This window comes from Streptomyces sp. HUAS YS2, from assembly GCF_033343995.1.
GTDB classification, from domain to species: Bacteria; Actinomycetota; Actinomycetes; order Streptomycetales; family Streptomycetaceae; genus Streptomyces; species Streptomyces solicathayae.
Genome location: NZ_CP137573.1, coordinates 2,353,241 through 2,379,221, shown reverse-complemented (window position 1 = coordinate 2,379,221; position 25,981 = coordinate 2,353,241). Strand labels below are relative to the sequence as shown.

The window sequence follows — 25,981 nt, the reverse complement described above, 5'->3', positions numbered from 1 at the left end:
GTCGTCCACAGGGCCGCACACGGATCGTCACGGAGTGTCACCTTCAATAGCGGAGGTGGTATCAAATGAACGCGAACGCGACGCAGGCCCTGGGACGGTACGGAGAAGACCTGGCCGCCCGCTGGCTCACCGGGACCGGCATGCACGTCCTCGCCCGCAACTGGCGTTGTGGCCGCACCGGAGAGATCGACATCGTCGCCCGGGACGGCGACACCCTCGTCGTCTGCGAGGTGAAGACCCGCAGGGACGGCTCCTACGAACACCCCATGGCCGCCGTCACCGCGCGCAAGGCCGACCGCCTCAAACGGCTCGCCGACTGCTGGCTCCACCGGCACGGCGGAGCCCCGCCCGGCGGCGGCATCCGCATCGACCTGATCGGCGTCGTCCTGCCCCGCCGCGGCGCCCCGCACCTCACCCACGCCAAGGGGGTGGCGTGATGGGATTCGCCCGCACCTGCTCCGTCGCCCTGGTCGGCGTCGAAGGTGTCGTCGTCGAGGTACAGGCCGACCTCGAAGCCGGCGTCGCCGCGTTCACGCTCGTCGGACTCCCCGACAAGAGCCTCAGCGAGAGCCGCGACCGGGTCCGCGCCGCCATCGTCAACTCGGAAGCCGAGTGGCCGCAGCGGAAACTCACCGTCGGCCTCAGCCCGGCCTCCGTCCCCAAGAGCGGCAGCGGATTCGACCTGGCCGTCGCCGCCGCCGTACTCGGCGCGGCCGAACGCATCGACCCCCGGGCCATCGCGGACCTCGTCCTCATCGGCGAACTCGGCCTCGACGGCCGGGTCCGGCCCGTCCGCGGCATCCTGCCCGCCGTACTCGCCGCCGCCGAAGCCGGCTACGAACAGGTCGTCGTCCCCGAACAGACCGCCGGCGAGGCCGCACTCGTCCCCGGCGTCTCCGTCCTGGGCGTCCGCAGCCTGCGTCAGCTCATCGCCGTCCTCGCCGACGAACCCGTCCCCGAGGAGGAACCCCCGCAGGCCGGCCGGCCCGACGCGATGCTCGCAGGACTGCTCGTCCCCGGCGCCGGAGTCGGCACCGGGCTCGCCGCCGAGTCCGGGGACGGACCCGACCTCGCGGACGTCGCCGGGCAGCACACCGCCCGCACCGCCATCGAGGTCTCCGCCGCCGGCGGCCACCACCTGCTGCTCTCCGGACCGCCCGGCGCCGGAAAGACCATGCTCGCCGAACGGCTCCCCACGGTGTTGCCCCCGCTCACCCGGCAGGAATCCCTCGAAGTCACCGCCGTCCACTCCGTCGCCGGCATCCTGCCGCCCGGCGAACCCCTCGTCCGCCGCGCGCCCTACTGCGCACCCCACCACTCGGCGACCATGCAGTCCCTCGTCGGCGGCGGCAACGGGCTGCCGCGTCCCGGAGCGGTCTCCCTCGCTCATCGGGGCGTGCTGTTCCTGGACGAGGCGCCCGAGTTCTCCGGGAAAGCGCTCGACGCACTGCGGCAGCCACTGGAGTCCGGGCACGTGATCGTCGCCCGCGCCGCCGGGGTCGTGCGCCTACCCGCCCGGTTCCTGATGGTCCTCGCCGCCAACCCCTGCCCCTGCGGTCGGCACACCCTGCGCGGCTCGGACTGCGAATGCCCCTCCTCGATCATCCGCCGTTACCAGGCCCGGCTCTCCGGACCCCTCCTCGATCGGGTGGATCTGCGGGTCGAGGTCGAACCCGTCACCCGGTCCGATCTCCTCGGGCAGGGCGGGCGCGGCGAGACCAGCGCCGTGGTCGCCGAACGGGTCCGCGAGGCGCGCGACCGCGCCGCCGCCCGGCTCGACGGCACCCCCTGGCGCGTCAACAGCGAGATCCCCGGCCACGAGCTGCGCACCCGCTTCCTCGCCGTCTCCGGAGCCCTCGCCGCCGCCGAACGGGACATCGAACGCGGCCTGCTCACCGCCCGCGGCCTCGACCGGGTCCTCCGCGTCGCCTGGACGGTCGCCGACCTCGCCGGCCACGACCGGCCCGACGCCCAGGACCTCGCCCTCGCCCTCGAACTCCGCACGGGCATCGCCCGCGGCGTCGCGGCCCCGGTGCCGGCCCCGGTGCCGGCCCCGGTGCCGGTGCCTGCCGGAGCGGGAACGGGAGCGGGGGAATGGTCATGACGGGGGAAGCGCCCACGGACGGCGAGCGGGCTCCGGACGGCGAGCGGCTCGGGGACGGCGAGCGGGCTCGGGACGGCGAGCGGCTCGGGGACGGTGATCGGGCTCAGGACGGCGAGCGGTTCGCTCGGGCCGAGCTCACCCGGGTCGTCGAACCGGGCGACGAACACGCGGGGCGATGGCTGGGCCGGTACGGGGCCGTCGGATTCCTCGACCGGATCCGCGCCGCCGCGGACGGCGGCGACGACGCCTTCCCCGGGACCGGGGCCAAGCGGGTGCAGGGATGGTGCCACCGTGCCGCGCAGGCCGCGGCCGACGCCGCCCCCGAGCGGGACCTCGACGCCGTCGCCGCGCTCGGCGGACGATTCGTCGCCCCCGGCGACACCGAGTGGCCCCGCCAGCTCGACGACCTCGGGGACGCCCGGCCCGTCGGCCTCTGGGTGCGTGGCCCCGCCGACCTGCGGGCCTGGGCACTGCGCTCGGTCGCCGTCGTCGGGGCCCGTGCCTGCACCCCGTACGGCGCGCACATCGCCACCGGTCTGGCCTCCGGCCTCGCCGAACGCGGCTGGGTGGTCGTCTCCGGCGCGGCCTTCGGCATCGACGGCGCCGCGCACCGCGGTGCCCTGGCCGTCCACGGCGCCACGGTCGCCGTGCTCGCCTGCGGGGTCGACACCCCGTACCCGCGCGGTCACGCCGGACTGATCTGCCGCATCGCCGAACAGGGCCTCGTCCTCGGCGAGCTGCCGCCGGGCAGCCATCCCACCCCCGCCCGGTTCATCCTCCGCAACCGCGTCATCGCCGCGCTCACCCGCGGCACCGTCGTGGTGGAGGCCGAGTACCGCAGCGGATCCCTCGTCACCGCCCGTGCCGCGCAGCGGCTCGGCCGGCACACGATGGGAGTTCCCGGACCCGTCACCTCCGGCCTCTCCGCCGGTGTCCACGAACTCCTGCGTGACACCGGCACGCTCGTCACCGACGCGGCCGAAGTGATCGAACTCGTCGGTGCCATCGGTGAACTGGCACCCGCGCGCCACGGCCCCGTACTCCCCAGGGACTTCCTGGACCCCGACTGCACCAGAGTCCTCGACGCGCTGCCCGCCCACGGCACCACCACCGCGCAGGACATCGCCCTCCGCGGCGGCACCACCCCCGACGAGACCGTCGCGCGCCTGTACGAACTGCACTCACTGGGGTTCGTCGAACGTCTGGACGGTCGATGGAGATTGACGAACACGGGCAGAAGCGGGTCGAACATGCGGCGAGGCGGTACTTGACCTGGAGCATTCGGGTGAAAAGGTGAGGCAGATGAGCAACCGAGTTCTCTCGGCCGTACCCGCGGGGCCGCAGCGCGCCACGGACCGGGTTCGAAGATGTGGCCGAGCCCGGCTACCCGGACAGGCACGATCCCCGGGCGTTCGCGTACCGCGACAGTCCAGTCACGCTACGCTCGCCAGGATCCCCACCCAGACGGCAGAACGGCACAAGGCAACGCATGCCCCAGCACACCTCCGGGTCTGACCGCGCCGCGGTGCCCCCAGCAGCCCGGGGCACCGTGCGACCGCCCGCACCGTCATCGCTCGACGAGCTCTGGCGCTCCTACAAGGACACCGGCGACGAGCGCCTGCGGGAGCAGCTGATCCTGCACTACTCACCGCTGGTGAAGTACGTCGCCGGCCGGGTCAGCGTGGGGCTGCCCTCCAATGTGGAACAGGCCGACTTCGTCTCCTCCGGCGTCTTCGGACTCATCGACGCCATCGAGAAGTTCGACGTCGAGCGGTCGATCAAATTCGAGACGTACGCGATCACCCGCATCCGCGGCGCGATGATCGACGAACTCCGGGCCCTGGACTGGATCCCGCGCAGCGTGCGGCAGAAGGCGCGCAACGTCGAGCGCGCCTACGCGACCCTCGAGGCGCAGCTGCGCCGCACGCCCTCCGAGGGCGAGGTCGCCGCCGAGATGGGCATCGCCCTGGAGGAACTGCACGCGGTTTTCAGCCAGTTGTCGCTGGCGAATGTGGTCGCCCTGGAGGAGCTGCTGCACGTCGGCGGCGAGGGCGGCGACCGGCTGTCGCTGATGGACACCCTGGAGGACACCGCGGCGGACAACCCCGTCGAGGTCGCCGAGGACCGCGAGCTGCGCCGGCTGCTCGCCCGGGCCATCAACACGCTCCCGGAGCGCGAGAAGACCGTCGTCACCCTCTACTACTACGAGGGACTCACCCTCGCCGAGATCGGCCACGTCCTCGGCGTCACCGAGAGCCGGGTCAGCCAGATCCACACCAAGTCCGTGCTGCAGCTGCGAGCCAAGCTGGCCGATGTAGGGCGCTGACCCCGCGGGGCCGGTCGTACAGTGGAGCCGTGCCCAGGATTCGAGCGGCCTCCGTGGCCGAGCACCGGACCATGCAGCGCGGCGCCCTGCTGGACGCCGCGCGCTCCCTGCTGTCCGAAGGCGGGACGGAGGCGCTGACCTTCCCCGCCCTCGCCGAGCGCACGGGCCTGGCCCGCTCGTCCGTGTACGAGTACTTCCGCTCGCGCGCCGCTGTCGTCGAGGAGCTGTGCGCCGTCGACTTCCCCGTCTGGGCCGCCGAGGTCGAGGCCGCGATGGCCGCCGCGGACACGGCCGAGGGCCAGGTCGAGGCGTACGTCCGCACCCAGCTCGACCTCGTCGGGGACCGGCGCCACCGGGCCGTCGTCGCGATCTCGGCGAGCGAACTGGACGACGGCGCCCGCGAGAAGATCCGCGCGGCCCACGGCGGCCTCGTCGCGATGATCGTCGAAGCCCTCGCCGCCCTCGGCCAGCCGGAACCCCGCCTCGCCGCGATGCTCCTCCAGGGCGTCGTCGACGCCGCCGCCCGCCGCATCGAACTCGGCGCCGCGGAGGACCCGGCCACCATCGCCGAAACGGCCGTATCCATGGCCCTCCACGGCATCCGCCCGTCCTGACCCCGGGGCCCCCTCCCCCCTCCCCTCCCACCCCCGCCCCCTCCCTCCCGCCCCCGGAACGCCCCGCCTCAGGGCACGTCGAACACCGGCAGGAGCCGGGACGGCGGGCGGGCGATCAAGGTCAGGGGGTTCAGATACACGTCGCCTCTGAGTAGACCCCAGTGGAGGCAGCTCTCCTTGCAGTGCGGGGGAGTGGCGGACACGCTTGCCACCACCTCGCCCGCTGCCACCTCCGTGCCGCGTTCCGCTACCGGCTCCACCGGGGTGTACGTGGTGCGCAGGGGTGGGTCGCCCGTGGTCGGGAGGGTGATCGTGAGGACGCCGCGGCCGGCCACCCGGCCCGCGAAGGTGACCACCCCTGCCGCGGCCGCTCGGACCGGGGTGCCCGGCGGGGCCGCGAGGTCGACGCCGCGGTGGCCGGGGCCGTACGGGGAGGCCGGTGGGGACCAGGGGCGTACCACCTCGGGGCGCGGCGGGCCCACCGGCCAGACGAAGGCCACCGGGAGCGCCAGTGCGAGCAGCAGAGCGGTCGTGTTCATGGGCGACAGCGTCCCGCGACTGTCCGATCCGTGCGGATCATGGACGGTATCTGTGGACAACCGACCGGTTGTGGACAGCGCCGTCACCCGGCACGTCCGGGGTCCCGTACACTTCCTATGGCGACCCGGGTCACCGGGTCGACTTCGCACGCCCCGCCACCACCGTCAAAAAGTCGTGGCAGCGCCTTTCGGTCCCTCGTGGCACGGCGCGCCGGGGCGTCAGGACACAACCGAGAAACTCAAGGAGATACGGCCATGGCCGTCGTCACGATGCGGGAGCTGCTGGAGAGCGGCGTCCACTTCGGTCACCAGACCCGTCGCTGGAACCCGAAGATGAAGCGCTTCATCTTCACCGAGCGCAACGGCATCTACATCATCGACCTGCTCCAGTCGCTGTCGTACATCGACCGCGCCTACGAGTTCGTCAAGGAGACCGTCGCGCACGGCGGCTCCATCATGTTCGTCGGCACCAAGAAGCAGGCCCAGGAGGCCATCGCCGAGCAGGCCACGCGCGTGGGCATGCCCTACGTCAACCAGCGCTGGCTCGGCGGCATGCTGACCAACTTCTCCACCGTCTACAAGCGCCTTCAGCGTCTGAAGGAGCTCGAGGCGATCGACTTCGAGGACGTGGCCGCCTCCGGCCTCACCAAGAAGGAGCTCCTGGTCCTCTCCCGCGAGAAGGCCAAGCTGGAGAAGACCCTCGGTGGTATCCGCGAGATGCAGAAGGTGCCGAGCGCCGTCTGGATCGTCGACACCAAGAAGGAGCACATCGCCGTCGGTGAGGCGCGCAAGCTCCACATCCCGGTCGTCGCGATCCTCGACACCAACTGTGACCCCGACGAGGTCGACTACAAGATCCCGGGCAACGACGACGCGATCCGCTCCGTCACCCTGCTCACCCGCGTGATCGCCGACGCCGTCGCCGAGGGCCTCATCGCCCGTTCCGGCGCCGCGACCGGCGACTCGAAGCCGGGCGAGAAGGCCGCGGGCGAGCCGCTCGCCGAGTGGGAGCGCGACCTGCTCGAGGGCGAGAAGAAGGCCGACGACGCCGCGGAGAAGCCGGCCGAGGCCGCTGCCGAGGCCCCGGCCGCCGAGGCTGCTCCGGAGGCTCCGGCCGCCGACGCCGAGCAGGCCTGACCTTCACACTTCGGTTGCTGACGGCGGGGGCTCACGAGGCCCCCGCCGTCCACCCGTAGATCTTCGTAGATCTTTCAGACTTCGAGAGAGAAATACAGACTCATGGCGAACTACACCGCCGCTGACGTCAAGAAGCTCCGCGAGCTCACCGGCGCCGGCATGATGGACTGCAAGAAGGCGCTCGACGAGGCCGAGGGCAACGTCGACAAGGCCGTCGAGGCGCTGCGCATCAAGGGCCAGAAGGGTGTGGCCAAGCGCGAGGGCCGCTCCGCCGAGAACGGCGCCGTGGTCTCCCTCATCGCCGACGACAACACCTCCGGCGTCATCGTCGAGCTGAAGTGCGAGACGGACTTCGTCGCCAAGGGTGACAAGTTCCAGGCCGTGGCCAACGCGCTGGCCGCGCACGTCGCCGCCACCTCCCCGGCCGACATCGAGGCGCTGCTCGCCTCCGAGATCGAGCCCGGCAAGACCGTTCAGGCGTACGTCGACGAGGCCAACGCCAACCTCGGCGAGAAGATCGTCCTGGACCGCTTCGCGCAGTACGCCGACGGCTACGTCACCGCCTACATGCACCGCACCATGCCCGACCTGCCGCCGCAGATCGGTGTCCTGGTCGAGCTGGACCAGCCGAACGCCGAGGTCGCCAAGGGCGTCGCGCAGCACATCGCCGCCTTCGCGCCGAAGTACCTGTCCCGCGAGGACGTCCCGGCCGAGGTCGTCGAGTCCGAGCGCCGCGTCGCCGAGGAGACCACCCGCGCCGAGGGCAAGCCCGAGGCCGCTCTCCCGAAGATCGTCGAGGGTCGCGTCAACGGCTTCTTCAAGGAGGCCACCCTCCTCGGCCAGCCGTACGCGCTGGACAACAAGAAGTCCGTCGAGCAGGTCCTGAAGGACGCCGGTGTCACCCTGAAGCGCTTCGCGCGCATCAAGGTCGGCATCTGAGCCGGTATTTGATCGACACGGGAGCCCGCTAGGGTTTCCACAGCGGTCGCCGGCCGCCCAGGCGCCGGAGACCGCAGATCTGACGAGGAGGCCATTGCCGCAGGGACACCAGACCCACCGGCAATGGCCTTCTTCGTATGTGCACGAGGAGATCTCCATGAACCAGGGCGCCGCACAGGGCGACGACAATCACGGCAACAAGGCCGGCCGCTTCATGCTGAAGCTGTCCGGCGAGGCATTCTCCGGAGGCACCGGCCTCGGCGTCGACCCCGACGTCGTGCACGCCATCGCGCGCGAGATCGCCGCCGTCGTCCGTGACGGGGCGGAGATCGCCGTCGTCATCGGCGGTGGCAACTTCTTCCGGGGCGCCGAGCTCCAGGTCCGCGGCATGGACCGGGCCCGCTCGGACTACATGGGCATGCTCGGCACCGTCATGAACTGCCTCGCCCTCCAGGACTTCCTGGAGAAGGAGGGCATCGACTCCCGGGTCCAGACCGCCATCACCATGGGCCAGGTCGCGGAGCCGTACATCCCGCTGCGCGCCGTGCGCCACCTGGAGAAGGGCCGCGTGGTCATCTTCGGCGCCGGTATGGGCATGCCCTACTTCTCCACCGACACCACCGCGGCCCAGCGCGCGCTGGAGATCGACGCCGAGGCCCTGCTCATGGGCAAGAACGGCGTGGACGGCGTGTACGACTCCGACCCGAAGACCAACCCGGACGCGGTGAAGTTCGACGCGCTGGAGTACGGCGAGGTGCTCTCCCGCAACCTCAAGGTCGCGGACGCCACCGCCATCACGCTCTGCCGCGACAACAACCTCCCGATCCTCGTCTTCGAGCTTCTCGCGGAGGGCAATATCGCCCGCGCGGTGAAGGGTGAGAAGATCGGCACTCTCGTGAGCGACCAGGGCACCCGGGCCTGAAACCGGTACCGCCCCGCGAGGGGATGGACAGAGCCCTGCCGGTCGTACACCGTGCAGGACAAGACGCTACGACACGCAGGAGCAAGTGGTGATCGAAGAGACCCTCCTCGAGGCCGAGGAGAAGATGGAGAAGGCCGTCGTGGTCGCCAAGGAGGACTTCGCCGCGATCCGCACCGGCCGTGCGCACCCGGCGATGTTCAACAAGATCGTGGCCGACTACTACGGCGCCATCACGCCCATCAACCAGCTGGCGTCCTTCTCGGTGCCCGAGCCGCGCATGGCCGTGGTGACCCCGTTCGACAAGAGCGCGCTGCGCAACATCGAGCAGGCGATCCGCGACTCCGACCTCGGCGTCAACCCGAGCAACGACGGCAACATCATCCGTGTGGTGTTCCCGGAGCTGACCGAGGAGCGCCGCCGCGAGTACATCAAGGTCGCCAAGGGCAAGGCCGAGGACTCGAAGATCTCGATCCGCTCCGTGCGCCGCAAGGCCAAGGAGGCCATCGACAAGCTCGTCAAGGACGGCGAGGTCGGTGAGGACGAGGGCCGCCGCGCCGAGAAGGAGCTCGACGACACCACCGCGAAGTACGTCGCGCAGGTGGACGAGCTGCTCAAGCACAAGGAAGCCGAGCTGCTCGAGGTCTGATGAACGACTCTTCCTGGGGAGCCCCGGCCCCCGCCGGCTACTGGGGACCCGACCAGGGGCCCGCCCCGGCGGGTCCCGGGGGGCCGCTCCCGGCGGGTCCCGCATACGATCAGCACCGGGCACAGCAGACTGCGCCCATGCCCATCGTGCCCGACGTTCCGGCCGCCGGAGACCAGGAGCCCATGCCCACGCCGCCGCCCCAGCAGCCCCCGCAGAAGAAGAGCGCGGGGCGTGACCTGGGGGCGGCGATAGGGGTCGGCGTCGGCCTCGGTGCCGTCATCATCGCCTCGCTCTTCATCTGGAAGCCCGCGTTCGTCGGCGTGATAGCGCTCGCCGTTGTGGTCGGCCTGTGGGAGCTCACCACCCGGCTGCAGGAACGCAAGGGCATCAAGGCGCCGCTCGTCCCGCTCGCGGTCGGCGGCGCGGCGATGGTCGTCGCCGGGTACGTCCGCGGAGCCGAGGGCGCGTGGGTGGCGATGGCGCTCACCGCGCTCGCGGTGCTCGTCTGGCGGATGACGGAACCGCCCGAGGGCTACCTGAAGGACGTCACGGCGGGCGTGTTCGCGGCGTTCTACGTGCCGTTCCTGGCGACGTTCGTGGCGCTGATGCTCACCGCCGACGACGGGCCGGAGCGGGTGCTGACGTTCCTGCTGCTGACCGTGGTCAGTGACACCGGGGCGTACGCGATCGGCTGGCGGTTCGGCAAGCACAAGCTGGCCCCGAGGATCAGCCCCGGCAAGACCCGCGAGGGTCTGCTCGGCGCGGTGACTTTCGCGATGGCGGCGGGCGCGCTGTGCATGCAGTTCCTGATCGACGACGGCACGTGGTGGCAGGGCCTGCTGCTCGGCCTGGCGGTGGCGGCGAGCGCGACGCTCGGCGACCTCGGCGAGTCGATGATCAAGCGCGACCTGGGCATCAAGGACATGGGCACGCTGCTCCCGGGACACGGCGGCATCATGGACCGGCTGGACTCGCTGCTGCCGACGGCGCCGGTGGTCTGGCTGCTGCTGGTGCTGTTCGTCGGCACGGCCTGATCCTTCGGCACGTCGCCGGCGGCACGTCGGCGAAGGGCCCGTCACCCTGAGGGGTGACGGGCCCTTCGCTGTCTCCCGGCCGTCCGTGTCCGCCAAGTGGAGGACGTCCGTGGCGGGTCGCCGACCCCCCTTCGGGGTGATGGGGAGGATGCGACCATGACATCCGAGGCGGACACGGCAGGCGGCCGGGCGGGCGCGACCTCCATCCTGCTGACGCTGGCCGCGGGGCAGTTCCTGATGGCGCTCGACAGCTCCGTCATGAACGTCTCGATCGCGACGGTGGCCGACGACGTGGGTACGACGGTCACCGGCATCCAGGGCGCCATCACCGCCTACACGCTGGTGATGGCGATGTTCATGATCCCCGGCGGCAAGGTCGGGGCACTGATCGGCCGCAAGCGCGCCTTCATGATCGGCTGCGTGATCTACGGCTGCGGCTCCCTCACCACCGCGCTGGCCCCGAACCTTTCCGTCCTGCTGCTCGGCTGGTCGTTCCTCGAAGGCATCGGCGCGGCGCTGATCATGCCCGCGATCGTGGCGCTGGTGGCCGGCAACTTCCCCGTCGAGCGCCGCGCCGCCGCGTACGGGATCGTGGCGGCCGCGGGCGCCGTGGCGATCGGCCTCGGGCCGCTGATCGGCGGCATCGCCACGACGTACTTCTCCTGGCGCTGGGTCTTCGCCGGGGAGGTCCTGGTGGTGCTGGTCATCCTCGTGTTCGCCCGTCGCCTCGCCGACCCGGAGGCCGAGGAACACCCGCGCATCGACCTGCTCGGCGCGGTGCTGTCCGCCGCCGGTCTCGGGATCTTCGTCTACGGCGTGCTCCGCACCGACGAATGGGGCTGGTTCCGGCCGAAGCCCGACGCGCCGGCCTGGCTGGGCGTGTCCGTGGTCGTCTGGATGATGCTGGTGGGGCTGATGCTGATCTGGCTCTTCCTCCGCTGGGAGTCCCGCGTCGTGAAGCGCGGCGGGGAGCCGCTCGTCGACCCGTCCATGCTGGAGAACAGGCAGCTCACCGGCGGTCTGACGATGTTCTTCTTCCAGTACCTGATCCAGATGGGCGTCTTCTTCGTCGTTCCGCTCTTCCTGTCCGTCGCCCTCGGGCTGTCCGCACTGGCGACCGGTGTGCGGATCCTGCCGCTCTCGCTGACGCTGCTCGCGGCGGCGACGCTGATCCCGCGCTTCCTGCCGGACATCTCGCCCCGCCGGGTGGTACGGCTCGGAGTGCTCGCGCTGCTCGCGGGCGCGGTGGTCCTCATGGCCGCGCTCGACGCCGACGCCGGGGCGGAGGTCGTCACCGTCCCGCTGCTGCTGATCGGGCTCGGCATGGGGGCGCTGGCGTCCCAGCTGGGGTCGGTCACGGTGTCCGCGCTGCCGGACGAGCGGAGCGCGGAGGTCGGCGGCATCCAGAACGCCGTCACGAACCTCGGGGCGTCGATCGGTACGGCGCTCGCCGGATCGCTCCTGATCGCCGCGCTGACCTCGTCCTTCCTGAGCAGCATCGAGCAGAACCCGGCGATCCCGGCGGAGGTCGCGAACCAGGCCAACGTCGAACTGGCGAGCGGCGTGCCCTTCCTCTCGGACGCCCAGCTCGAGACCGCCCTGGAGGACGCGGGCGTCGCCCCGGACGTGGCCGCGGCCGCCCTGGACGCGAACGACGCCGCCCGCCTCGACGGCCTCCAGGCGGCCCTGGCGATCCTCGCTCTCTGCTCCGTCGTCGCCCTCTTCTTCACCGGCCGCATCCCCCGTACCCAACCCGGCTCGCCGGGTTCGTGACGGCGCCCCCGGCCGCCCGACGGTCTTCGGATCGGGGACATCCGCCCGCGTCTGCGACACTGGGGGGACCATGCCCAAGCCCGGAGAACTCACTTTCGTCGCCCCCCGCGGAGCCAAGAAGCCGCCGCGGCACCTCGCCGACCTCACGCCCGCCGAGCGCAAGGAGGCCGTCGCCGCGATCGGCGAGAAGCCGTTCCGCGCCAAGCAGCTGTCCACGCACTACTTCGCGCGGTACGCGCACGACCCCGTCGAGTGGACCGACATCCCCGCCGCCTCCCGCGAGAAGCTCGCCGGGGAGCTGCTGCCCGACCTGATGTCCGTCGTCCGGCACATCTCGTGCGACGACGACACCACCCGCAAGACGCTGTGGCGGCTGCACGACGGCACGCTCGTCGAGTCGGTGCTCATGCGGTACCCGGACCGGGTCACCATGTGCATCTCCTCGCAGGCCGGCTGCGGGATGAACTGCCCGTTCTGCGCCACCGGGCAGGCCGGGCTCGACCGGAACCTGTCGACGGCCGAGATCGTGCACCAGATCGTCGACGGCATGCGCGCGCTGCGTGACGGCGAGGTTCCCGGGGGCCCGGCCCGGCTCTCCAACATCGTCTTCATGGGCATGGGCGAGCCGCTCGCCAACTACAAGCGGGTCGTCGGCGCGATCCGCCGGCTGACCGACCCCGAGCCGGACGGCCTCGGCCTGTCGCAGCGCGGGATCACCGTGTCCACGGTCGGTCTCGTCCCGGCGATGCTGCGCTTCGCCGACGAGGGCTTCAAGTGCCGGCTCGCCGTCTCGCTGCACGCGCCCGACGACGAGCTGCGCGACACCCTCGTGCCGGTGAACACCCGCTGGAAGGTCCGCGAGGTCCTCGACGCGGCCTGGGAGTACGCGGAGAAGTCCGGCCGCCGGATCTCCATCGAGTACGCCCTGATCCGGGACATCAACGACCAGGCCTGGCGGGGCGACCTGCTCGGCCGGCTGCTCAAGGGCAGGCGGGTGCACGTCAACCTCATCCCGCTGAACCCGACGCCCGGCTCGAAGTGGACCGCCTCCCGTCCCGAGGACGAGAAGGCGTTCGTCGAGGCGATCGCCGCGCACGGCGTGCCGGTGACCGTCCGGGACACCCGTGGCCAGGAGATCGATGGAGCCTGCGGACAGCTCGCCGCGGCCGAACGGTAGTCTGGGCCTCGTACATCTGCATATTCCGACAGGGGAGCGCCACAGCGCTGAGAGTGCGGTAACACGCTGTTGAACAGGCACAGCGGCCGCAGACCCTCTGAACCTCGCCCAGGTCATTCTGGGTAGGAAGTTCGGTCGTTACTCGAGCTGTTGCGCCCTGCCCGCAGCCGGTGGATCCGCACGTCCCCGGCCGCGGGCAGGGCCGCGTCTTCTCCTGGTCATACCCAGGAGGAATCAGTGAGCACCAAGAAGGCCGCCGCCGTCGCGCTCGTCGCGGCGCTCGGCGTCACGACGCTGGCCGCGTGCGGCAGCGACAAGGCCGACACCGCCGGCGAGGGCACGAAGTCCAAGACCGTCACCCTCGTCAGCCACGACTCCTTCAACGCCTCCAAGGAGGTGCTGGCGGAGTTCACCGAGCAGACCGGCTACACGGTCAAGGTCCTCAAGAGCGGCGACGCCGGCGAGGCCGTCAACAAGGAGATCCTCACCAAGGGCTCCCCGCAGGGCGACGTGTTCTTCGGCATCGACAACACCCTGCTCTCCCGCGGCCTCGACAACGGCCTGTTCGAGCCGTACGAGGCGAAGGGCCTGGACCGGATTCCCGCCGAGCTGCAGCTCGACAAGGCCAAGCACCGGGTCACCCCGATCGACTCCGGCGACATCTGCGTCAACTACGACAAGAAGTACTTCGCGGACAAGAAGCTCGCCCCGCCGCAGACCTTCGACGACCTGGCGAAGCCGGCCTACAAGGACCTGCTCGTGGTGGAGAACCCCGAGCGGTCCTCCCCGGGCCTCGGCTTCCTGCTCGGCACCGCCGCCCAGTACGGCGACGACGGCTGGCAGGCGTACTGGAAGAAGCTGAAGGACAACGGCGTCAAGACCGTCGACAGCTGGGAGCTGGCCTACAACCAGGAGTTCTCCGGCTCCGCGGGCGGCAAGAAGGCCAAGGGCGACCGGCCGCTGGTCGTCTCGTACGCCTCCAGCCCGCCGGTCGAGGTGCTGTACTCCGAGCCGCAGCTGAAGGAGGCCCCGACCGGCGTCTCCACCGGCACCTGCTTCCGGCAGACCGAGTTCGCGGGCCTGCTGAACGGGGCGAAGAACCCCGAGGGCGGCAAGGCGCTGATCGACTTCCTGATCTCGAAGAAGTTCCAGGAGGACATGCCGCTGCAGATGTTCGTGAACCCGGTGGTGAAGGACGCGGCGCTGCCGGAGCTGTTCACGAAGCACGGCGAGGTGATCGCGAAGCCGCAGACCATGGCGCCGGAGAAGATCACCGAGAAGCGTGAGCAGTGGATCCAGACGTGGTCGTCGCTCGTCCTGAAGTAGTCGGGCGCCGGGACCTCCGGGGGAGCGCGGCGCGGCTGGGGCTGATGGCCCTGCCCGTCGCGTTCTTCGCCGTCTTCTTCGCCTGGCCCGTCGTGTCGATCGTGGGCCGCGGCGTGCGGACCGACGACGGCGCCTGGCAGTTCGGCCGGATCGGCGAGACGCTGAGCCGGCCGGACATCCTCGACGTGCTGTGGTTCACGGTCTGGCAGGCGGCCGCGTCCACGGCGCTCACCCTGCTGGTCGCGCTGCCCGGCGCGTACGTCTTCGCGCGCTTCGCCTTCCCCGGCAAGGCGGTGCTGCGGGCGGTCGTCACGGTCCCGTTCGTGCTGCCCACGGTCATGGTCGGCACGGCGTTCCTGGCGCTGGTCGGGCGCGGCGGGCTGTTCGACGAGCTGTGGGGCGTACGGCTCGACACGTCGGTGTGGGCGATCCTGCTCGCGCACATGTTCTTCAACTACGCGGTCGTCGTTCGGACCGTCGGCGGGCTGTGGGCGCAGCTCGATCCGCGGCAGGAGGAGGCCGCGCGGGTGCTCGGCGCCTCGCGGTGGCAGGCGTGGCGCCGGGTGACGCTGCCGGCGCTCGCGCCGTCGGTCGCCTCGGCCGCGCTGATGGTCTTCCTGTTCACGTTCACCTCCTTCGGCGTCGTGCAGGTCCTCGGCGGATCCGCGTACTCGACGATGGAGGCGGAGATCTACCGGCAGACCGCCCGGCTGCTGGACCTGCCGACGGCGGCGGTGCTGACGCTGGTGCAGTTCGCGGCCGTCGGCGCGATCCTCGCCGTGCACGCCCGGACGGTACGGAAGCGGGAGAGCGCGCTGAAGCTCGTCCCGGCGGAGCTCACCGCGCGCCGGCCGCGCGGCACCGGCCAGTGGGCGCTGCTCGGCGGCGTGCTGCTGTCGGTGACGCTGCTGATCCTGCTGCCGCTCGGGGTGCTCGTGGAGCGGTCCTTCTCCACGCCGGACGGGTACGGGCTCGACTACTACCGGGCGCTCGGGTCGGTCGACGAGGGCGGCACGTTCCTCGTGCCGCCGATGGAGGCGATCGGCAACTCGCTGGAGTACGCGCTCGTCGCCACCGCCGTCGCGCTGCTGATCGGCGGACTCGCCGCGGCGGCGCTGACGCGGCGGGCCGGGCGTCTTGTACGCGGGTTCGACGCGCTGCTGATGCTGCCGCTCGGGGTCTCGGCGGTGACCGTCGGCTTCGGGTTCCTGATCACGCTCGACGAGCCGCCGCTCGACCTGCGGGCCTCCTGGATCCTGGTGCCGCTCGCGCAGGCGCTGGTCGGTGTGCCGTTCGTCGTACGGACGATGCTGCCGGTGCTGCGGGCGGTCGACGCGCGGCTGCGGGAGGCGGCGGCGGTGCTGGGCGCGTCGCCGCTGAAGGCCTGGCGGGAGGTGGACCTGCCGATGGTGTGGCGGGCGCTGCTGATCGCGGCCGGGTTCGCGTTCGCGGTGTCGCTCGGCGAGTTCGGGGCGACGGTGTTCATCGCCCGGCCCGACAACCCCACCCTGCCGGTCGCGGTGGCGCGGCTGCTCGGCCGGCCCGGGGAGCTGAACTACGGGCAGGCGATGGCCCTTTCGACGATTCTGATGGCGGTGTGCGCGGCGGCCCTGCTGCTGCTCGAACGGCTGCGCACCGAGCGGACCTCCGGGGAGTTCTGATGCTGAGGCTGGACGGCGCGACGGTACGGTTCGGGGCGCGCGCCGCGCTCGACGCGGTGGACCTGGCGGTCGCCGAGCACGAGATCGTCTGTGTGCTCGGGCCGAGCGGCAGCGGCAAGTCGACGCTGCTGCGCGCCGTCGCGGGGCTGCAGGCACTGGACGGCGGCCGGGTGCTGCTCGGCGGCGCGGACCAGCACGGGGTGCCGGTGCACCAGCGTGGGGTCGGGCTGATGTTCCAGGACCACCAGCTGTTCCCGCAGCGGGACGTGGCGGGGAACGTCGCGTTCGGGCTGCGCATGCACGGCGCGGGCCGGGCTGAACAGGCCGCCCGTGTCGGGGAGTTGCTGGACCTGGTCGGACTGCCGGGCGCGGAGCGGCGGGCGGTCGCCGAGCTGTCCGGCGGCGAGCAGCAGCGGGTCGCGCTGGCCCGGGCGCTCGCGCCGCGGCCCCGGCTGCTGATGCTGGACGAGCCGCTGGGGCAGCTCGACCGGGGGCTGCGGGAGCGGCTCGTCGTCGAACTGCGGGAACTGTTCGGCCGGTTGGGCACGACGGTCCTCGCGGTCACGCACGACCAGGGCGAGGCGTTCGCCCTGGCCGACCGGGTGGTGGTGATGCGGGACGGCCGGATCGCCCAGACGGGTACGCCGCTCGAGGTCTGGCAGCGACCGGCCTCGGAGTTCGTCGCCCGCTTCCTCGGCTTCGACAACGTGGTCCCGGCGACGGTCACCGGCGACGCGGCGGACACCCCCTGGGGCAAGATCCCCGTCCCGCCCGGCTCGGCGGAGGGCCCCGGCCTCCTGCTGGTCCGCCCGACGGGCGTCCGCCTGGTCGCCCCCGACGAGGGCCTCCCGTGCACGGTGGGAACCCGCACCTTCCGCGGCCACCACGTGGCCGTCCACCTCCGCCCGGCGGAAGGCCCTCCACTGGAGGCCGAGTTGGCCCTCCGCGACGCCCCGGAGGAGGGCACGAGCGTGGGCGTCACCTTCGACGCGGCCGAGGTGGTGCTGCTGGGCGAGGGCGACAGCGAGGCCGAGGGCGGGCGCGAGCCCGCGGCCTAGCCGAGCCCGCGGATCCCGGCCGGCGGCCCGCTGGTCTCCGCGGCCTCGCCCGGGCCCATGGTCGGGGGCCGCAGCCGTTCGGGCGCGGCTCGCCTGCCGCGCCGGGCCCGCCGGGTCCCGTGGCTCCGCCGGGTTCCGGGCAGGACGGCCCGCAGCGTTCGGGCGCCGTACGCCTCGCCCTGCCCGGTCCCGCTCAGCAGCTGCCGCAAGCTCGCCTCGTCGCCTGCTGGTACGTGTGGGTCGCGCGGCCCAGGGCGAGGCCGTAGACGGAGAAGCCGCCGTACGCGACCGCGACCACCCACGGTGCGTGGTCGGCCAGGCCGACGTCGATGGCGCCCGTCCACGTCAGCGCGCCGATCGTGGCCAGGAAGATGCCGAACGGTGCGAGGGCGCCCGCTCCCGCCCAGCCCAGGGTGAGCAGGGGGAGGCGGGGGAGGGACCGGCCCCAGGGGCGGGTCAGGGCGAGGGCCAGGGTCATGCCCGTCAGGGCGAGCACCGCCGTGATGTCGATGCCGTGGTCGTACAGCCAGAGGCCCGTGTCGCTGGTGTAGGTGGGGTCGACGCCCGGTCGGCCCGTACCCGTGAAGCCGACGGTCGCGCCGAGCGCCCAGGCGGTCTTGAGCGTCGTGTACGGGACGAGGGTGGCGACGGCGACCAGGCCGGCGGTCCGGGCCGTCGCGGGAGCGCCGTGGGCGGCCTCGCGGCCCCCGCAGTAGGGGCACCGGCCGCGCGCCCGCCGCCGGTGGACCAGCGCGGCGCAGCCCCACAGCACCGCGCCGGCCACCGCGACGCCCTGGTTCGCGAAGGCCGCCCAGTCCATCGGCGGCTGGTTGCGGCCGGTGAGGACCGCCAGCAGGTGCACGGGGCTGAGCAGGAACGTGAAGCCCGAGCTCAGACAGAGGGCGACGACCGGCCAGGCGAGCCGGGAGGGCCAGGCGCGGTCGGGGCGGCGCGGCAGCGCGTACGCGAGGACCGTGGCGGCCCCGTACAGCCCGGCCGCCGTCCACTCCGCCGCCGGTCCGGTCCCCTTGCCGAGCAGCGCGTACCCGAACGCGGGGCCGGTCGCCGCGGCGACGGCGGCGCCCGCCGCGTACAGCACCGACCACCACAGCGCGCCGCGCTCCACCCATGACGGCCACGAGGCCGTGAGCTTCTTCCAGGTCATGGGCTCGAGCCTGGCCGCTCGGCGCCCACCTGGGCATCAGCCCGAGGGCGCGACCGGCTCCGCCGCGCGGCGGAGGCCGGGGGCGTCAGCCGCGCAGCGGCGCCGCGGCCAGGGTGGCGACCGCCCAGGTCAGGGGGGCGAAGACGGCCAGGAGGGCGGCGGTGCGCAGCAGGGCCGAGGTGCGCAGGACCGTGGGTGGGGCGCCGAGGCGGAGCAGGGCCTGGGTGGTGTGGGTGCGGCACTGCTTGGACTCCAGGGCCGCGGTCAGCAGGGTCGCCAGCGTGCAGGCGACCACCAGGGTCGCGCCCAGGACCGTCAGAGGGCCGAAGTCGTCGGCGAGGCCGTCGCCGGTGCCGACCGTGGCCACCGCGACCGCGCCCGACGCGACCGCGCAGACGATGCCGAGCGGGCGGCCGATCCGGCCCGCCTCGCTCATCAGGACGCGGCCGGCGAGCAGCCGGGTCGCGCCGGGGCGCAGTGTCTGGAGGAGGCGGCCGGCGACGTACGTGAGCGCGGGGCCGGCAAGCGCGAGACCGGCCGCGGTCAGGGTCCAGCCGACGAGGACGCCGAGCGGGCCGGCGTCGAAGCGGCCGGGCAGGGCCGCCGGGGAGCCTCCGGAGCGGCCCGCGTACGTCTCGACGGCGAGGCCGGTCGCGAGCAGCGCCACGCCCCACGGCAGTCCGCCGGGAACGCCGGAGGTGCCGGCGTCGGGGCGGGCGGGGCGCGGCCGGAGCGCCAGGCCGGCCGCCGTGGCGGCGGCGACCGGCAGGGCGGCGAGCAGGGTGAGCGCCGCGGCGAGCGGGATGGGCCGGTCGGCGGCGAGCAGGTCGGCCGCGGCGCCGTCGAACGGCAGGCCGGTGATGTCGCCGCGCAGGTGCAGGTAGAACAGCAGCGCCACCGTCGAGCCGAGCGTGCAGGCGACCGCAGTGGACGCGGCGGCCAGCGCGGTCAGCCGGGCGGGCCCGAGGCCGACCGCGGAGAGCCCGGGCCGCGGCCGGGTGCTGGGGTCCGTACGGGCGACGGCGACGGCGAACTGGACAGTGGCCGCCAGCGGGACCAGGCACCACAGGAGGCGCAGCGAGGACGCGGCCGAGTGCGCCGGGTGGCCGACGGCGTAGCCGAGCGTGGACAGCAGGAGGAATCCGACGCCCGCGGCCGCCGCGGCGACCAGCAGGCGCCGCAGCAGGACCAGCGGGTGGGTGCCCCGCGTCAGACGGAGAGCGAGCACGCGGCGCGGCCCTCCGAACCGGTGGGCGATGCGGTGCCGACGCGGCGGCCGTCGACGAGCGTGACGGCCCGGTCGGCGAGGCCGGCCACCTCGGTGTCGTGGGTGGCGAGCAGCACCGTGATGCGGTGCGAGCGGGCCGCGGCGGTGAGGGTGCGCAGCACCTGCGCCCCGTCGGCGCGGTGCAGGGTGGCCGTGGGCTCGTCGGCGAACAGCACGGACGGCGTGGTGACCAGCGCCCGCGCGGTCGCGATCCGCTGCCGCTCGGACTGGGTGAGGTCGTGCGGGCGCTTGCGCGCGGAGCCGCCGATGTCGAGCCGGTCCAGCCACTCCGTGGCGGCGGCCTTCGCCTTCCGGTGCGACAGGCCGCGCAGCAGCAGCGGCAGGGCGGTGTTCTCCCAGGCGGTCAGTTCGGGCACCAGGCCGGGTTCGGGGTCGATCCAGCCGAACCGGTCGCGGCGCAGCCGCTCGCGCTGCACGAGGCTCAGGGTGTGTACGGGGCCACTGTTGAACCAGACCTCGCCGCGGTCCGCGACGAGCTGGCCGGACAGGGCGCGCAGCAGGGTCGTCTTGCCGCTGCCGCGTGGCCCGGTGACGGCGAGGATCTCTCCTTCGCGGACCCCGAGGGAGACCCCGCTGAGGGCGGGCGTGCCGCCGAGGGTGTGGTGCAGGGAGCGTGCCCAGAGCACGTCGTTGTCCGGTGGGGCCACCATCGCGTACACCTCGATGTCGGATCTGATGTCGGTTCCCCCTTACGGGGGAACGAGGAGACGGGCCTTTGGGTCACGTGGGTCACTCGGCACCGTAAGGATTCAGATCCGCTTGTACGGACAGCACACGGCCCGGGCCGCCGCCATCCACTCGGATGGCGGCATGCCCGGGCCGGGGTCACGCCGTGAGGGCGGCGTGAGGTCCTGCGCCGCGGAGGGCGGGGACGGTCAGAGCTTGGTCCACGCCTCGGTGAGCACACCGCGCAGGATGCCTTCGATCTCGTCGAAGGTGCCCTGGTCGGCGATCAGCGGCGGGGCCAGCTGGATGACCGGGTCGCCACGGTCGTCGGCACGGCAGTACAGGCCGTTGTCGAAGAGCGCCTTGGAGAGGAAGCCGTAGAGCACGCGCTCGGTCTCCTCGTCCGTGAAGGACTCCTTGGTGGCCTTGTCCTTGACGAGCTCGATGCCGTAGAAGTAGCCGTTGCCGCGGACGTCGCCGACGATCGGCAGGTCGTGCAGCTTCTGCAGCGTCGAGAAGAAGGCGCCCTCGTTGTCCAGCACGTGCTGGTTGAGGCCTTCCTTGTCGAAGATGTCGAGGTTGGCGATGGCGACCGCCGACGACACCGGGTGGCCACCGAAGGTGTAGCCGTGCAGGAAGGTGTTGTCGCCCTTGTAGAACGGCTCCGCGATGCGGTCCGAGACGATGCAGGCGCCGATCGGGGAGTAGCCCGAGGTCATGCCCTTGGCGCAGGTGATCATGTCCGGCACGTAGCCGAACTTGTCACAGGCGAACATCGTGCCGAGGCGGCCGAAGGCGCAGATCGTCTCGTCGGAGACGAGGAGCACGTCGTACTCGTCACAGATCTCGCGGACCCGCTGGAAGTACCCGGGCGGCGGCGGGAAGCAGCCGCCGGCGTTCTGCACCGGCTCCAGGAAGACGGCCGCGACGGTCTCGGGGCCCTCGAAGAGGATCTGCTGCTCGATCTGGTCGGCGGCCCAGCGGCCGAAGGCCTCGGGGTCGTCGCCGTGGATCGGGGCGCGGTAGATGTTGGTGTTCGGCACCTTGTGCGCGCCGGGGACCAGCGGCTCGAAGGGGGCCTTCAGGGCCGGCAGGCCGGTGATCGACAGGGCGCCCTGCGGGGTGCCGTGGTAGGCGACCGCACGCGAGATGACCTTGTACTTGGTGTGCTTGCCCTGCAGCTTGTAGTACTGCTTGGCGAGCTTCCACGCGGTCTCGACGGCCTCGCCGCCACCGGTGGTGAAGAACACCTTGTTCAGGTCGCCCGGGGCGTAGTCCGCGAGCCGCTCGGCGAGCTCGACGGCCTTGGGGTGCGCGTACGACCACACGGGGAAGAACGCGAGCTCCTGGGCCTGCTTGTACGCGACCTCGGCCAGCTCACGGCGGCCGTGTCCGGCGTTGACCACGAAGAGACCGGCGAGACCGTCGAGGTAGCGCTTGCCCTTGTCGTCGAAGATGTAGGTGCCCTCACCACGCACGATGGTGGGAACGGGCGAGTTCTCGTACGACGACATGCGGGTGAAGTGCATCCACAGGTGGTCGTAGGCGGTCTTGCTGAGGTCCTGGCTCACGTCTATCGGGTTCCCCACATATAGGTCTGCTTCTTGAGCTTCAGGTAGACGAAGCTCTCGGTGGAGCGCACCCCGGGGAGGGTGCGGATGCGTTTGTTGATCACATCCAGAAGGTGGTCGTCGTCCTCGCAGACGATCTCCACCATCAGGTCGAAGGAGCCCGCGGTCATCACCACGTACTCACATTCGGCCATGGCAGTCAGGGCGTCGGCAACCGGATCCAGGTCACCCTCGACGTTGATGCCGACCATCGCCTGACGCCGGAATCCCACGGTGAGCGGGTCGGTGACGGCGACGATCTGCATGACGCCCTGGTCGAGCAGCTTCTGGACGCGCTGTCGCACGGCCGCCTCGGAGAGGCCCACGGCCTTGCCGATGGCGGCGTACGGACGGCGACCGTCCTCCTGGAGCTGTTCGATGATCGCCAGGGAGACGGCATCGATCGTCGGGGACGAACCGGTTCCGGTTCTGGAGTGGATGCTTTGACTGGCCACGGCTTCACTGTGCACGAGGTTCGTCGGTCTGGCAACCCGTGACCGATGAAATTCGTTGTTTTGGGTCCGCCATGACACTGAATCCGAAGTTGGGGGGCGCTGGGCCTGTTGAAAGCGTCGGAGAACCGACTAGGCTGAGGTGTCTCGCCCATCGGGACACCGCACGACGGAGTGCGGGACAGAACGTGACAGGAGGGGTGGCAAGTGACCACCGAGCTGCGCCGGCTGCGTAACTACATCAACGGGGAGTTCCGGGACGCCGCCGACGGGCGGACCATCGATGTGGTCAACCCGGCCACGGGCGAGGTCTTCGCCACGTCTCCGCTCTCCGGCCAGACCGACGTCGACGCCGCCATGGAAGCCGCCGCCGCGGCGTTCCCGGCCTGGCGCGACACCACGCCCGCGGAGCGCCAGAAGGTGCTCCTGAAGATCGCCGACGCCTTCGAGGAGCGCGCCGAGGACCTGATCGCCGCCGAAGTCGAGAACACCGGCAAGCCGGCCGCTCTCACCGCGAGCGAGGAGGTCCCGCCGATGGTGGACCAGATCCGCTTCTTCGCGGGTGCCGCCCGGATGCTCGAGGGCAAGTCCGCCGGCGAGTACATGGAGGGCATGACCTCGATCGTCCGCCGCGAGCCGGTGGGTGTGTGTGCGCAGGTCGCGCCGTGGAACTACCCGATGATGATGGCCGTGTGGAAGTTCGCCCCGGCCCTCGCCGCGGGCAACACGGTCGTCCTCAAGCCGTCCGACACGACCCCCGCGTCGACCGTGCTGATCGCCGAGATCATCGGCCAGATCGTCCCCAAGGGTGTCTTCAACGTCATCTGCGGCGACCGCGAGACCGGCAAGGCGATGGTCGAGCACAAGACCCCGGCCATGGCCTCCATCACCGGCTCCGTGCGCGCCGGCATGCAGGTCGCCGAGTCCGCCTCCAAGGACGTCAAGCGCGTCCACCTGGAGCTGGGCGGCAAGGCCCCGGTCGTCGTCTTCGAGGACACCGACATCGCCAAGGCCGTCGAGGACATCTCGGTGGCGGGCTTCTTCAACGCCGGCCAGGACTGTACCGCCGCGACCCGCGTGCTGGTGCACGAGTCGATCCACGACGAGTTCGTCACCGCGCTCGCCAAGGCCGCGGCCGACACCAAGACCGGCCAGCCGGACGACGAGGACGTGCTCTTCGGCCCGCTGAACAACGAGAACCAGCTCAAGCAGGTCTCCGGCTTCATCGACCGCCTCCCGGCCCACGCCAAGGTCGAGGCGGGCGGCCACCGCGTCGGTGACAAGGGCTACTTCTACGCCCCGACCGTCGTCTCCGGCCTGAAGCAGGACGACGAGATCGTCCAGAACGAGGTCTTCGGCCCGGTCATCACCGTCCAGTCCTTCCGGGACGAGGAGCAGGCCCTGGAGTTCGCCAACGGCGTCGAGTTCGCGCTCGCCTCCTCGGTCTGGACGAAGGACCACGCCCGCGCGATGCGCATGTCGAAGGCCCTGGACTTCGGCTGCGTGTGGATCAACACCCACATCCCGCTGGTCGCCGAGATGCCGCACGGCGGTTACAAGAAGTCCGGCTACGGCAAGGACCTCTCCGCCTACGGCTTCGAGGACTACACGCGCATCAAGCACGTGATGACGTCCCTCGGCTAGTCGCCGGACGATCCGGCCGCGGCCCCGACACCTTGATCGACAGGGTGTCGGGGCCGCGGCCGTTCGGTCGACGGACCGTCCATTGCTCCCGTCCGACCGGCCCGCGAGGCTGCTCGGGTGAGAGCGACAGCCAGGAAGAACATGTCCCGCCGGTCCCTGCTGCGCGGGCTGGGCGGCGCCGGCGCCGTGACCCTGCTCGCGGGCTGCGGAGTGCCCTCGGCCTACGTCGAGAAGGGCGAGCGGGCCGGGCCGGACCTGTCAGGACGCGACCGCTCGCTCGACTTCGCGAACTGGCCGCTCTACATCGACACCGACGACGAGGACACCACCAGGCGGCCGAGCCTGGACGCCTTCCGGGAGCGGACCGGGATCTCCGTCCGGTACACCGAGGAGATCAACGACAACGACGAGTTCTTCGGCAAGATCAGCCCGGCCCTGATGAACCGGCAGGAGACCGGCCGTGACCTGATCGTCGTCAGCGACTGGATGGCCGCCCGCTTCGTCCACCTCGGCTGGGTGCAGGAGATGGACCGCGGGGCCCAGCCGAACGTCACGAGACACCTGGACCCCCAGCTGCGCCGCCCGGCCTTCGACCCGGGCCGGCTGCACAGCGTGCCCTGGCAGTCCGGCATCACCGGCATCGCCTACAACCGGCGCCGGCTCGGCCGGGAGCTGCGCTCCACCAAGGACCTCTGGGCCGACGACCTGCGCGGCAAGGTCACCCTGCTGTCGGGTCTCGACGAGGCGATCGGCCTGCTCATGCAGGGCAACGGGGTGGACGTGACGCGCTGGACGGGCGACGACTTCCACGCCCTGTGCGAGCAGGTCGAGGGGCTGGTCGCCGAGCGCCACATCCGGCGCTTCACCGGCAACGACTACATCAAGGACCTGTCCACCGGCGACGTGCTGGCCTGCCAGGCGTACTCGGGCGACGTCATCCAGCTCCAGGCCGACAACCCGGACATCGAGTTCGTCGTGCCCGAGGAGGGCGGCGAGCTGTGGGCCGAGTCGCTGCTGATCCCCAACCTCGCGCGCCACAAGGCCAACGCGGAGCAGCTCGTCGACCACTACTACCAGCCCGAGGTCGCCGCCGAGCTGGCCGCCTGGGTCAACTACGTCTGCCCGGTGCCGGCCGCCCAGGACGTCCTCGCGGACTCCGGCGACGAGGAGTTGGCCGCCCTCGCCGAGGACCCGCTGATCTTCCCCGACGCCGCCATGCGGGGGCGGCTCGCGATCGGCCGGGACATCACCTCGCAGGAGCGTCCGGACTTCGCCAAGCGCTGGAACTCGATCGTCGGGCTGTGAGTTCTCCGTTCATGGAACGGATCGAACACACTGTCAACTCGCTGGTCACCTATGGTCTGTTCGCCGCCTGGGCGGTGCACGACGCGGAGGAGATGGCCTTCGGGCCGCGCTGGGTCCGGGAGAACGTCCCCGCGCTGCGCAAGAGGTTCCCGGAGGCGCCCGAGGCGGTGTGGCGGGCCATGGAGCGGGTCGACGAGCGGGAGTTCCGGGCTGCGGTCGCCGCGATGGCCGTGATCGTCGGCTCGGCCGCCGTCGCGGGAGCCCGCTCGGGCGGCCGGTCCGCCTTCTACCAGGGCGCGTTGAACGGCTTCGGCCTGCACGGCCTGGTGCATCTCGCGCAGGCCGCGGCGGTGCGCGGCTACACCCCGGGCTCCGCGACCTCGCCGTTCGTGGTCGTGCCGTTCACGCTCTGGGCGCGCGGCCGGCTGCGCCGGGCCGGGGTGCTGCGCCCGACCCGGGCGCGGGACGTGGCGACCGGCCTGGCGCTGGCCGCCGGCGCCACCGTCGTCTCCCACGCGATCGCCCGGAAGCTCACCGGGCCGCGGGCCTGACGCTCCCGAACCTCCGCACCCACCCCTATTTTTGAACGCGTTCA

At 71.8% G+C, this 25,981-nt stretch carries 25 protein-coding genes; 18 read left to right on the top strand and 7 right to left on the bottom strand.

Annotated elements, in window-relative coordinates; genetic code table 11:
* Positions 1–65: 65 nt before the first annotated feature.
* The 5 genes from R2D22_RS10620 (at position 66) to R2D22_RS10600 (ending at position 5,044) form a co-directional block, all read left to right on the top strand.
* Positions 66–437, top strand: a complete 372-nt coding sequence (locus tag R2D22_RS10620; RefSeq protein ID WP_318102851.1) for a YraN family protein — start codon at positions 66–68, stop codon at positions 435–437.
* On the top strand, positions 437–2,104 hold the full coding sequence (locus R2D22_RS10615; protein WP_318102850.1) for a YifB family Mg chelatase-like AAA ATPase: 1,668 nt from the start codon (positions 437–439) through the stop codon (positions 2,102–2,104). The genes R2D22_RS10620 and R2D22_RS10615 overlap by 1 nt, the downstream gene beginning before the upstream one ends.
* A complete protein-coding gene (gene dprA, locus R2D22_RS10610; protein ID WP_318102849.1) occupies positions 2,101–3,375 on the top strand; it encodes a DNA-processing protein DprA in 1,275 nt (424 codons plus the stop codon). Before R2D22_RS10615 ends, dprA begins: the two co-directional genes overlap by 4 nt.
* 218 nt (positions 3,376–3,593) lie before the next feature.
* A complete protein-coding gene (gene whiG, locus R2D22_RS10605) occupies positions 3,594–4,430 on the top strand; it encodes an RNA polymerase sigma factor WhiG (protein ID WP_318102848.1) in 837 nt (278 codons plus the stop codon).
* Between the two features lie 53 nt (positions 4,431–4,483).
* A complete protein-coding gene (locus R2D22_RS10600; RefSeq protein ID WP_318109688.1) occupies positions 4,484–5,044 on the top strand; it encodes a TetR/AcrR family transcriptional regulator in 561 nt (186 codons plus the stop codon).
* Positions 5,045–5,112: 68 nt separating this feature from the next.
* On the opposite strand, the gene R2D22_RS10595 is transcribed toward R2D22_RS10600, so the two are convergent.
* Positions 5,113–5,583 (bottom strand): M23 family metallopeptidase, encoded by a 471-nt coding sequence (locus R2D22_RS10595; RefSeq protein WP_318102847.1) that lies wholly within the window; start codon positions 5,581–5,583, stop codon positions 5,113–5,115.
* 255 nt (positions 5,584–5,838) lie between these two features.
* On the opposite strand from R2D22_RS10595, the gene rpsB reads away from it, so the two are divergent.
* The 10 genes from rpsB to R2D22_RS10545 all read left to right on the top strand — a co-directional run bounded on the left by rpsB (position 5,839) and on the right by R2D22_RS10545 (position 17,256).
* Positions 5,839–6,720, top strand: coding sequence for a 30S ribosomal protein S2 (gene rpsB, locus R2D22_RS10590; protein WP_318102846.1), 882 nt, complete (start codon positions 5,839–5,841; stop codon positions 6,718–6,720).
* A gap of 102 nt (positions 6,721–6,822) precedes the next feature.
* On the top strand, positions 6,823–7,659 hold the full coding sequence (tsf, locus tag R2D22_RS10585) for a translation elongation factor Ts (RefSeq protein WP_318102845.1): 837 nt from the start codon (positions 6,823–6,825) through the stop codon (positions 7,657–7,659).
* A 157-nt stretch (positions 7,660–7,816) separates the two neighbouring features.
* Complete coding sequence (pyrH, locus tag R2D22_RS10580) at positions 7,817–8,581, top strand: UMP kinase (RefSeq protein ID WP_318102844.1); 765 nt, start codon at positions 7,817–7,819, stop codon at positions 8,579–8,581.
* 88 nt (positions 8,582–8,669) lie between these two features.
* The gene (frr, locus tag R2D22_RS10575) at positions 8,670–9,227 is read left to right on the top strand and encodes a ribosome recycling factor (RefSeq protein WP_318102843.1); all 558 of its coding nucleotides are present in this window, start codon (positions 8,670–8,672) and stop codon (positions 9,225–9,227) included.
* Positions 9,227–10,261 carry a phosphatidate cytidylyltransferase gene (locus R2D22_RS10570; protein ID WP_318102842.1) on the top strand — a complete coding sequence of 345 codons (1,035 nt, stop codon included), beginning with the start codon at positions 9,227–9,229 and terminating at the stop codon, positions 10,259–10,261. The genes frr and R2D22_RS10570 overlap by 1 nt, the downstream gene beginning before the upstream one ends.
* Before the next feature lie 156 nt (positions 10,262–10,417).
* On the top strand, positions 10,418–12,034 hold the full coding sequence (locus R2D22_RS10565; protein WP_318102841.1) for an MFS transporter: 1,617 nt from the start codon (positions 10,418–10,420) through the stop codon (positions 12,032–12,034).
* 70 nt (positions 12,035–12,104) lie between these two features.
* The gene (gene rlmN, locus R2D22_RS10560) at positions 12,105–13,211 is read left to right on the top strand and encodes a dual-specificity RNA methyltransferase RlmN (RefSeq protein WP_318102840.1); all 1,107 of its coding nucleotides are present in this window, start codon (positions 12,105–12,107) and stop codon (positions 13,209–13,211) included.
* A 237-nt stretch (positions 13,212–13,448) separates the two neighbouring features.
* Positions 13,449–14,537 carry a thiamine ABC transporter substrate-binding protein gene (locus R2D22_RS10555; protein ID WP_318102839.1) on the top strand — a complete coding sequence of 363 codons (1,089 nt, stop codon included), beginning with the start codon at positions 13,449–13,451 and terminating at the stop codon, positions 14,535–14,537.
* Positions 14,538–14,581: 44 nt separating this feature from the next.
* Positions 14,582–16,198 (top strand): ABC transporter permease, encoded by a 1,617-nt coding sequence (locus R2D22_RS10550; protein ID WP_318102838.1) that lies wholly within the window; start codon positions 14,582–14,584, stop codon positions 16,196–16,198.
* Positions 16,198–17,256: an ABC transporter ATP-binding protein gene (locus R2D22_RS10545; protein WP_318102837.1), complete on the top strand. Its 1,059-nt coding sequence runs from the start codon at positions 16,198–16,200 to the stop codon at positions 17,254–17,256. The genes R2D22_RS10550 and R2D22_RS10545 overlap by 1 nt, the downstream gene beginning before the upstream one ends.
* Here the strand turns inward: R2D22_RS10545 and R2D22_RS10540 are convergent.
* The 6 genes from R2D22_RS10540 to R2D22_RS10515 form a co-directional block, all read right to left on the bottom strand.
* Positions 17,253–17,465 (bottom strand): hypothetical protein, encoded by a 213-nt coding sequence (locus tag R2D22_RS10540; protein WP_318102836.1) that lies wholly within the window; start codon positions 17,463–17,465, stop codon positions 17,253–17,255. The genes R2D22_RS10545 and R2D22_RS10540 overlap by 4 nt on opposite strands.
* Positions 17,450–18,421: a hypothetical protein gene (locus tag R2D22_RS10535; RefSeq protein ID WP_318102835.1), complete on the bottom strand. Its 972-nt coding sequence runs from the start codon at positions 18,419–18,421 to the stop codon at positions 17,450–17,452. The genes R2D22_RS10540 and R2D22_RS10535 overlap by 16 nt, the downstream gene beginning before the upstream one ends.
* An 85-nt stretch (positions 18,422–18,506) precedes the next feature.
* Positions 18,507–19,649: a hypothetical protein gene (locus R2D22_RS10530; protein ID WP_318102834.1), complete on the bottom strand. Its 1,143-nt coding sequence runs from the start codon at positions 19,647–19,649 to the stop codon at positions 18,507–18,509.
* Positions 19,631–20,359, bottom strand: coding sequence for an ABC transporter ATP-binding protein (locus R2D22_RS10525; protein ID WP_318102833.1), 729 nt, complete (start codon positions 20,357–20,359; stop codon positions 19,631–19,633). Before R2D22_RS10525 ends, R2D22_RS10530 begins: the two co-directional genes overlap by 19 nt.
* A 225-nt stretch (positions 20,360–20,584) precedes the next feature.
* Positions 20,585–21,964 carry an aspartate aminotransferase family protein gene (locus R2D22_RS10520; RefSeq protein ID WP_318102832.1) on the bottom strand — a complete coding sequence of 460 codons (1,380 nt, stop codon included), beginning with the start codon at positions 21,962–21,964 and terminating at the stop codon, positions 20,585–20,587.
* Positions 21,949–22,455, bottom strand: coding sequence for an Lrp/AsnC family transcriptional regulator (locus R2D22_RS10515; protein WP_411977002.1), 507 nt, complete (start codon positions 22,453–22,455; stop codon positions 21,949–21,951). The genes R2D22_RS10520 and R2D22_RS10515 overlap by 16 nt, the downstream gene beginning before the upstream one ends.
* Before the next feature lie 189 nt (positions 22,456–22,644).
* On the opposite strand from R2D22_RS10515, the gene R2D22_RS10510 reads away from it, so the two are divergent.
* The 3 genes from R2D22_RS10510 (at position 22,645) to R2D22_RS10500 (ending at position 25,937) form a co-directional block, all read left to right on the top strand.
* Positions 22,645–24,081, top strand: a complete 1,437-nt coding sequence (locus R2D22_RS10510) for a gamma-aminobutyraldehyde dehydrogenase (RefSeq protein ID WP_318102830.1) — start codon at positions 22,645–22,647, stop codon at positions 24,079–24,081.
* Positions 24,082–24,222: 141 nt separating this feature from the next.
* Positions 24,223–25,386: an ABC transporter substrate-binding protein gene (locus R2D22_RS10505; protein ID WP_318102829.1), complete on the top strand. Its 1,164-nt coding sequence runs from the start codon at positions 24,223–24,225 to the stop codon at positions 25,384–25,386.
* Between the two features lie 11 nt (positions 25,387–25,397).
* Entirely contained in the window at positions 25,398–25,937 is a 540-nt protein-coding gene (locus R2D22_RS10500; protein WP_318109686.1) for an HXXEE domain-containing protein, read from the top strand.
* The last annotated feature ends 44 nt before the right edge of the window (positions 25,938–25,981 follow it).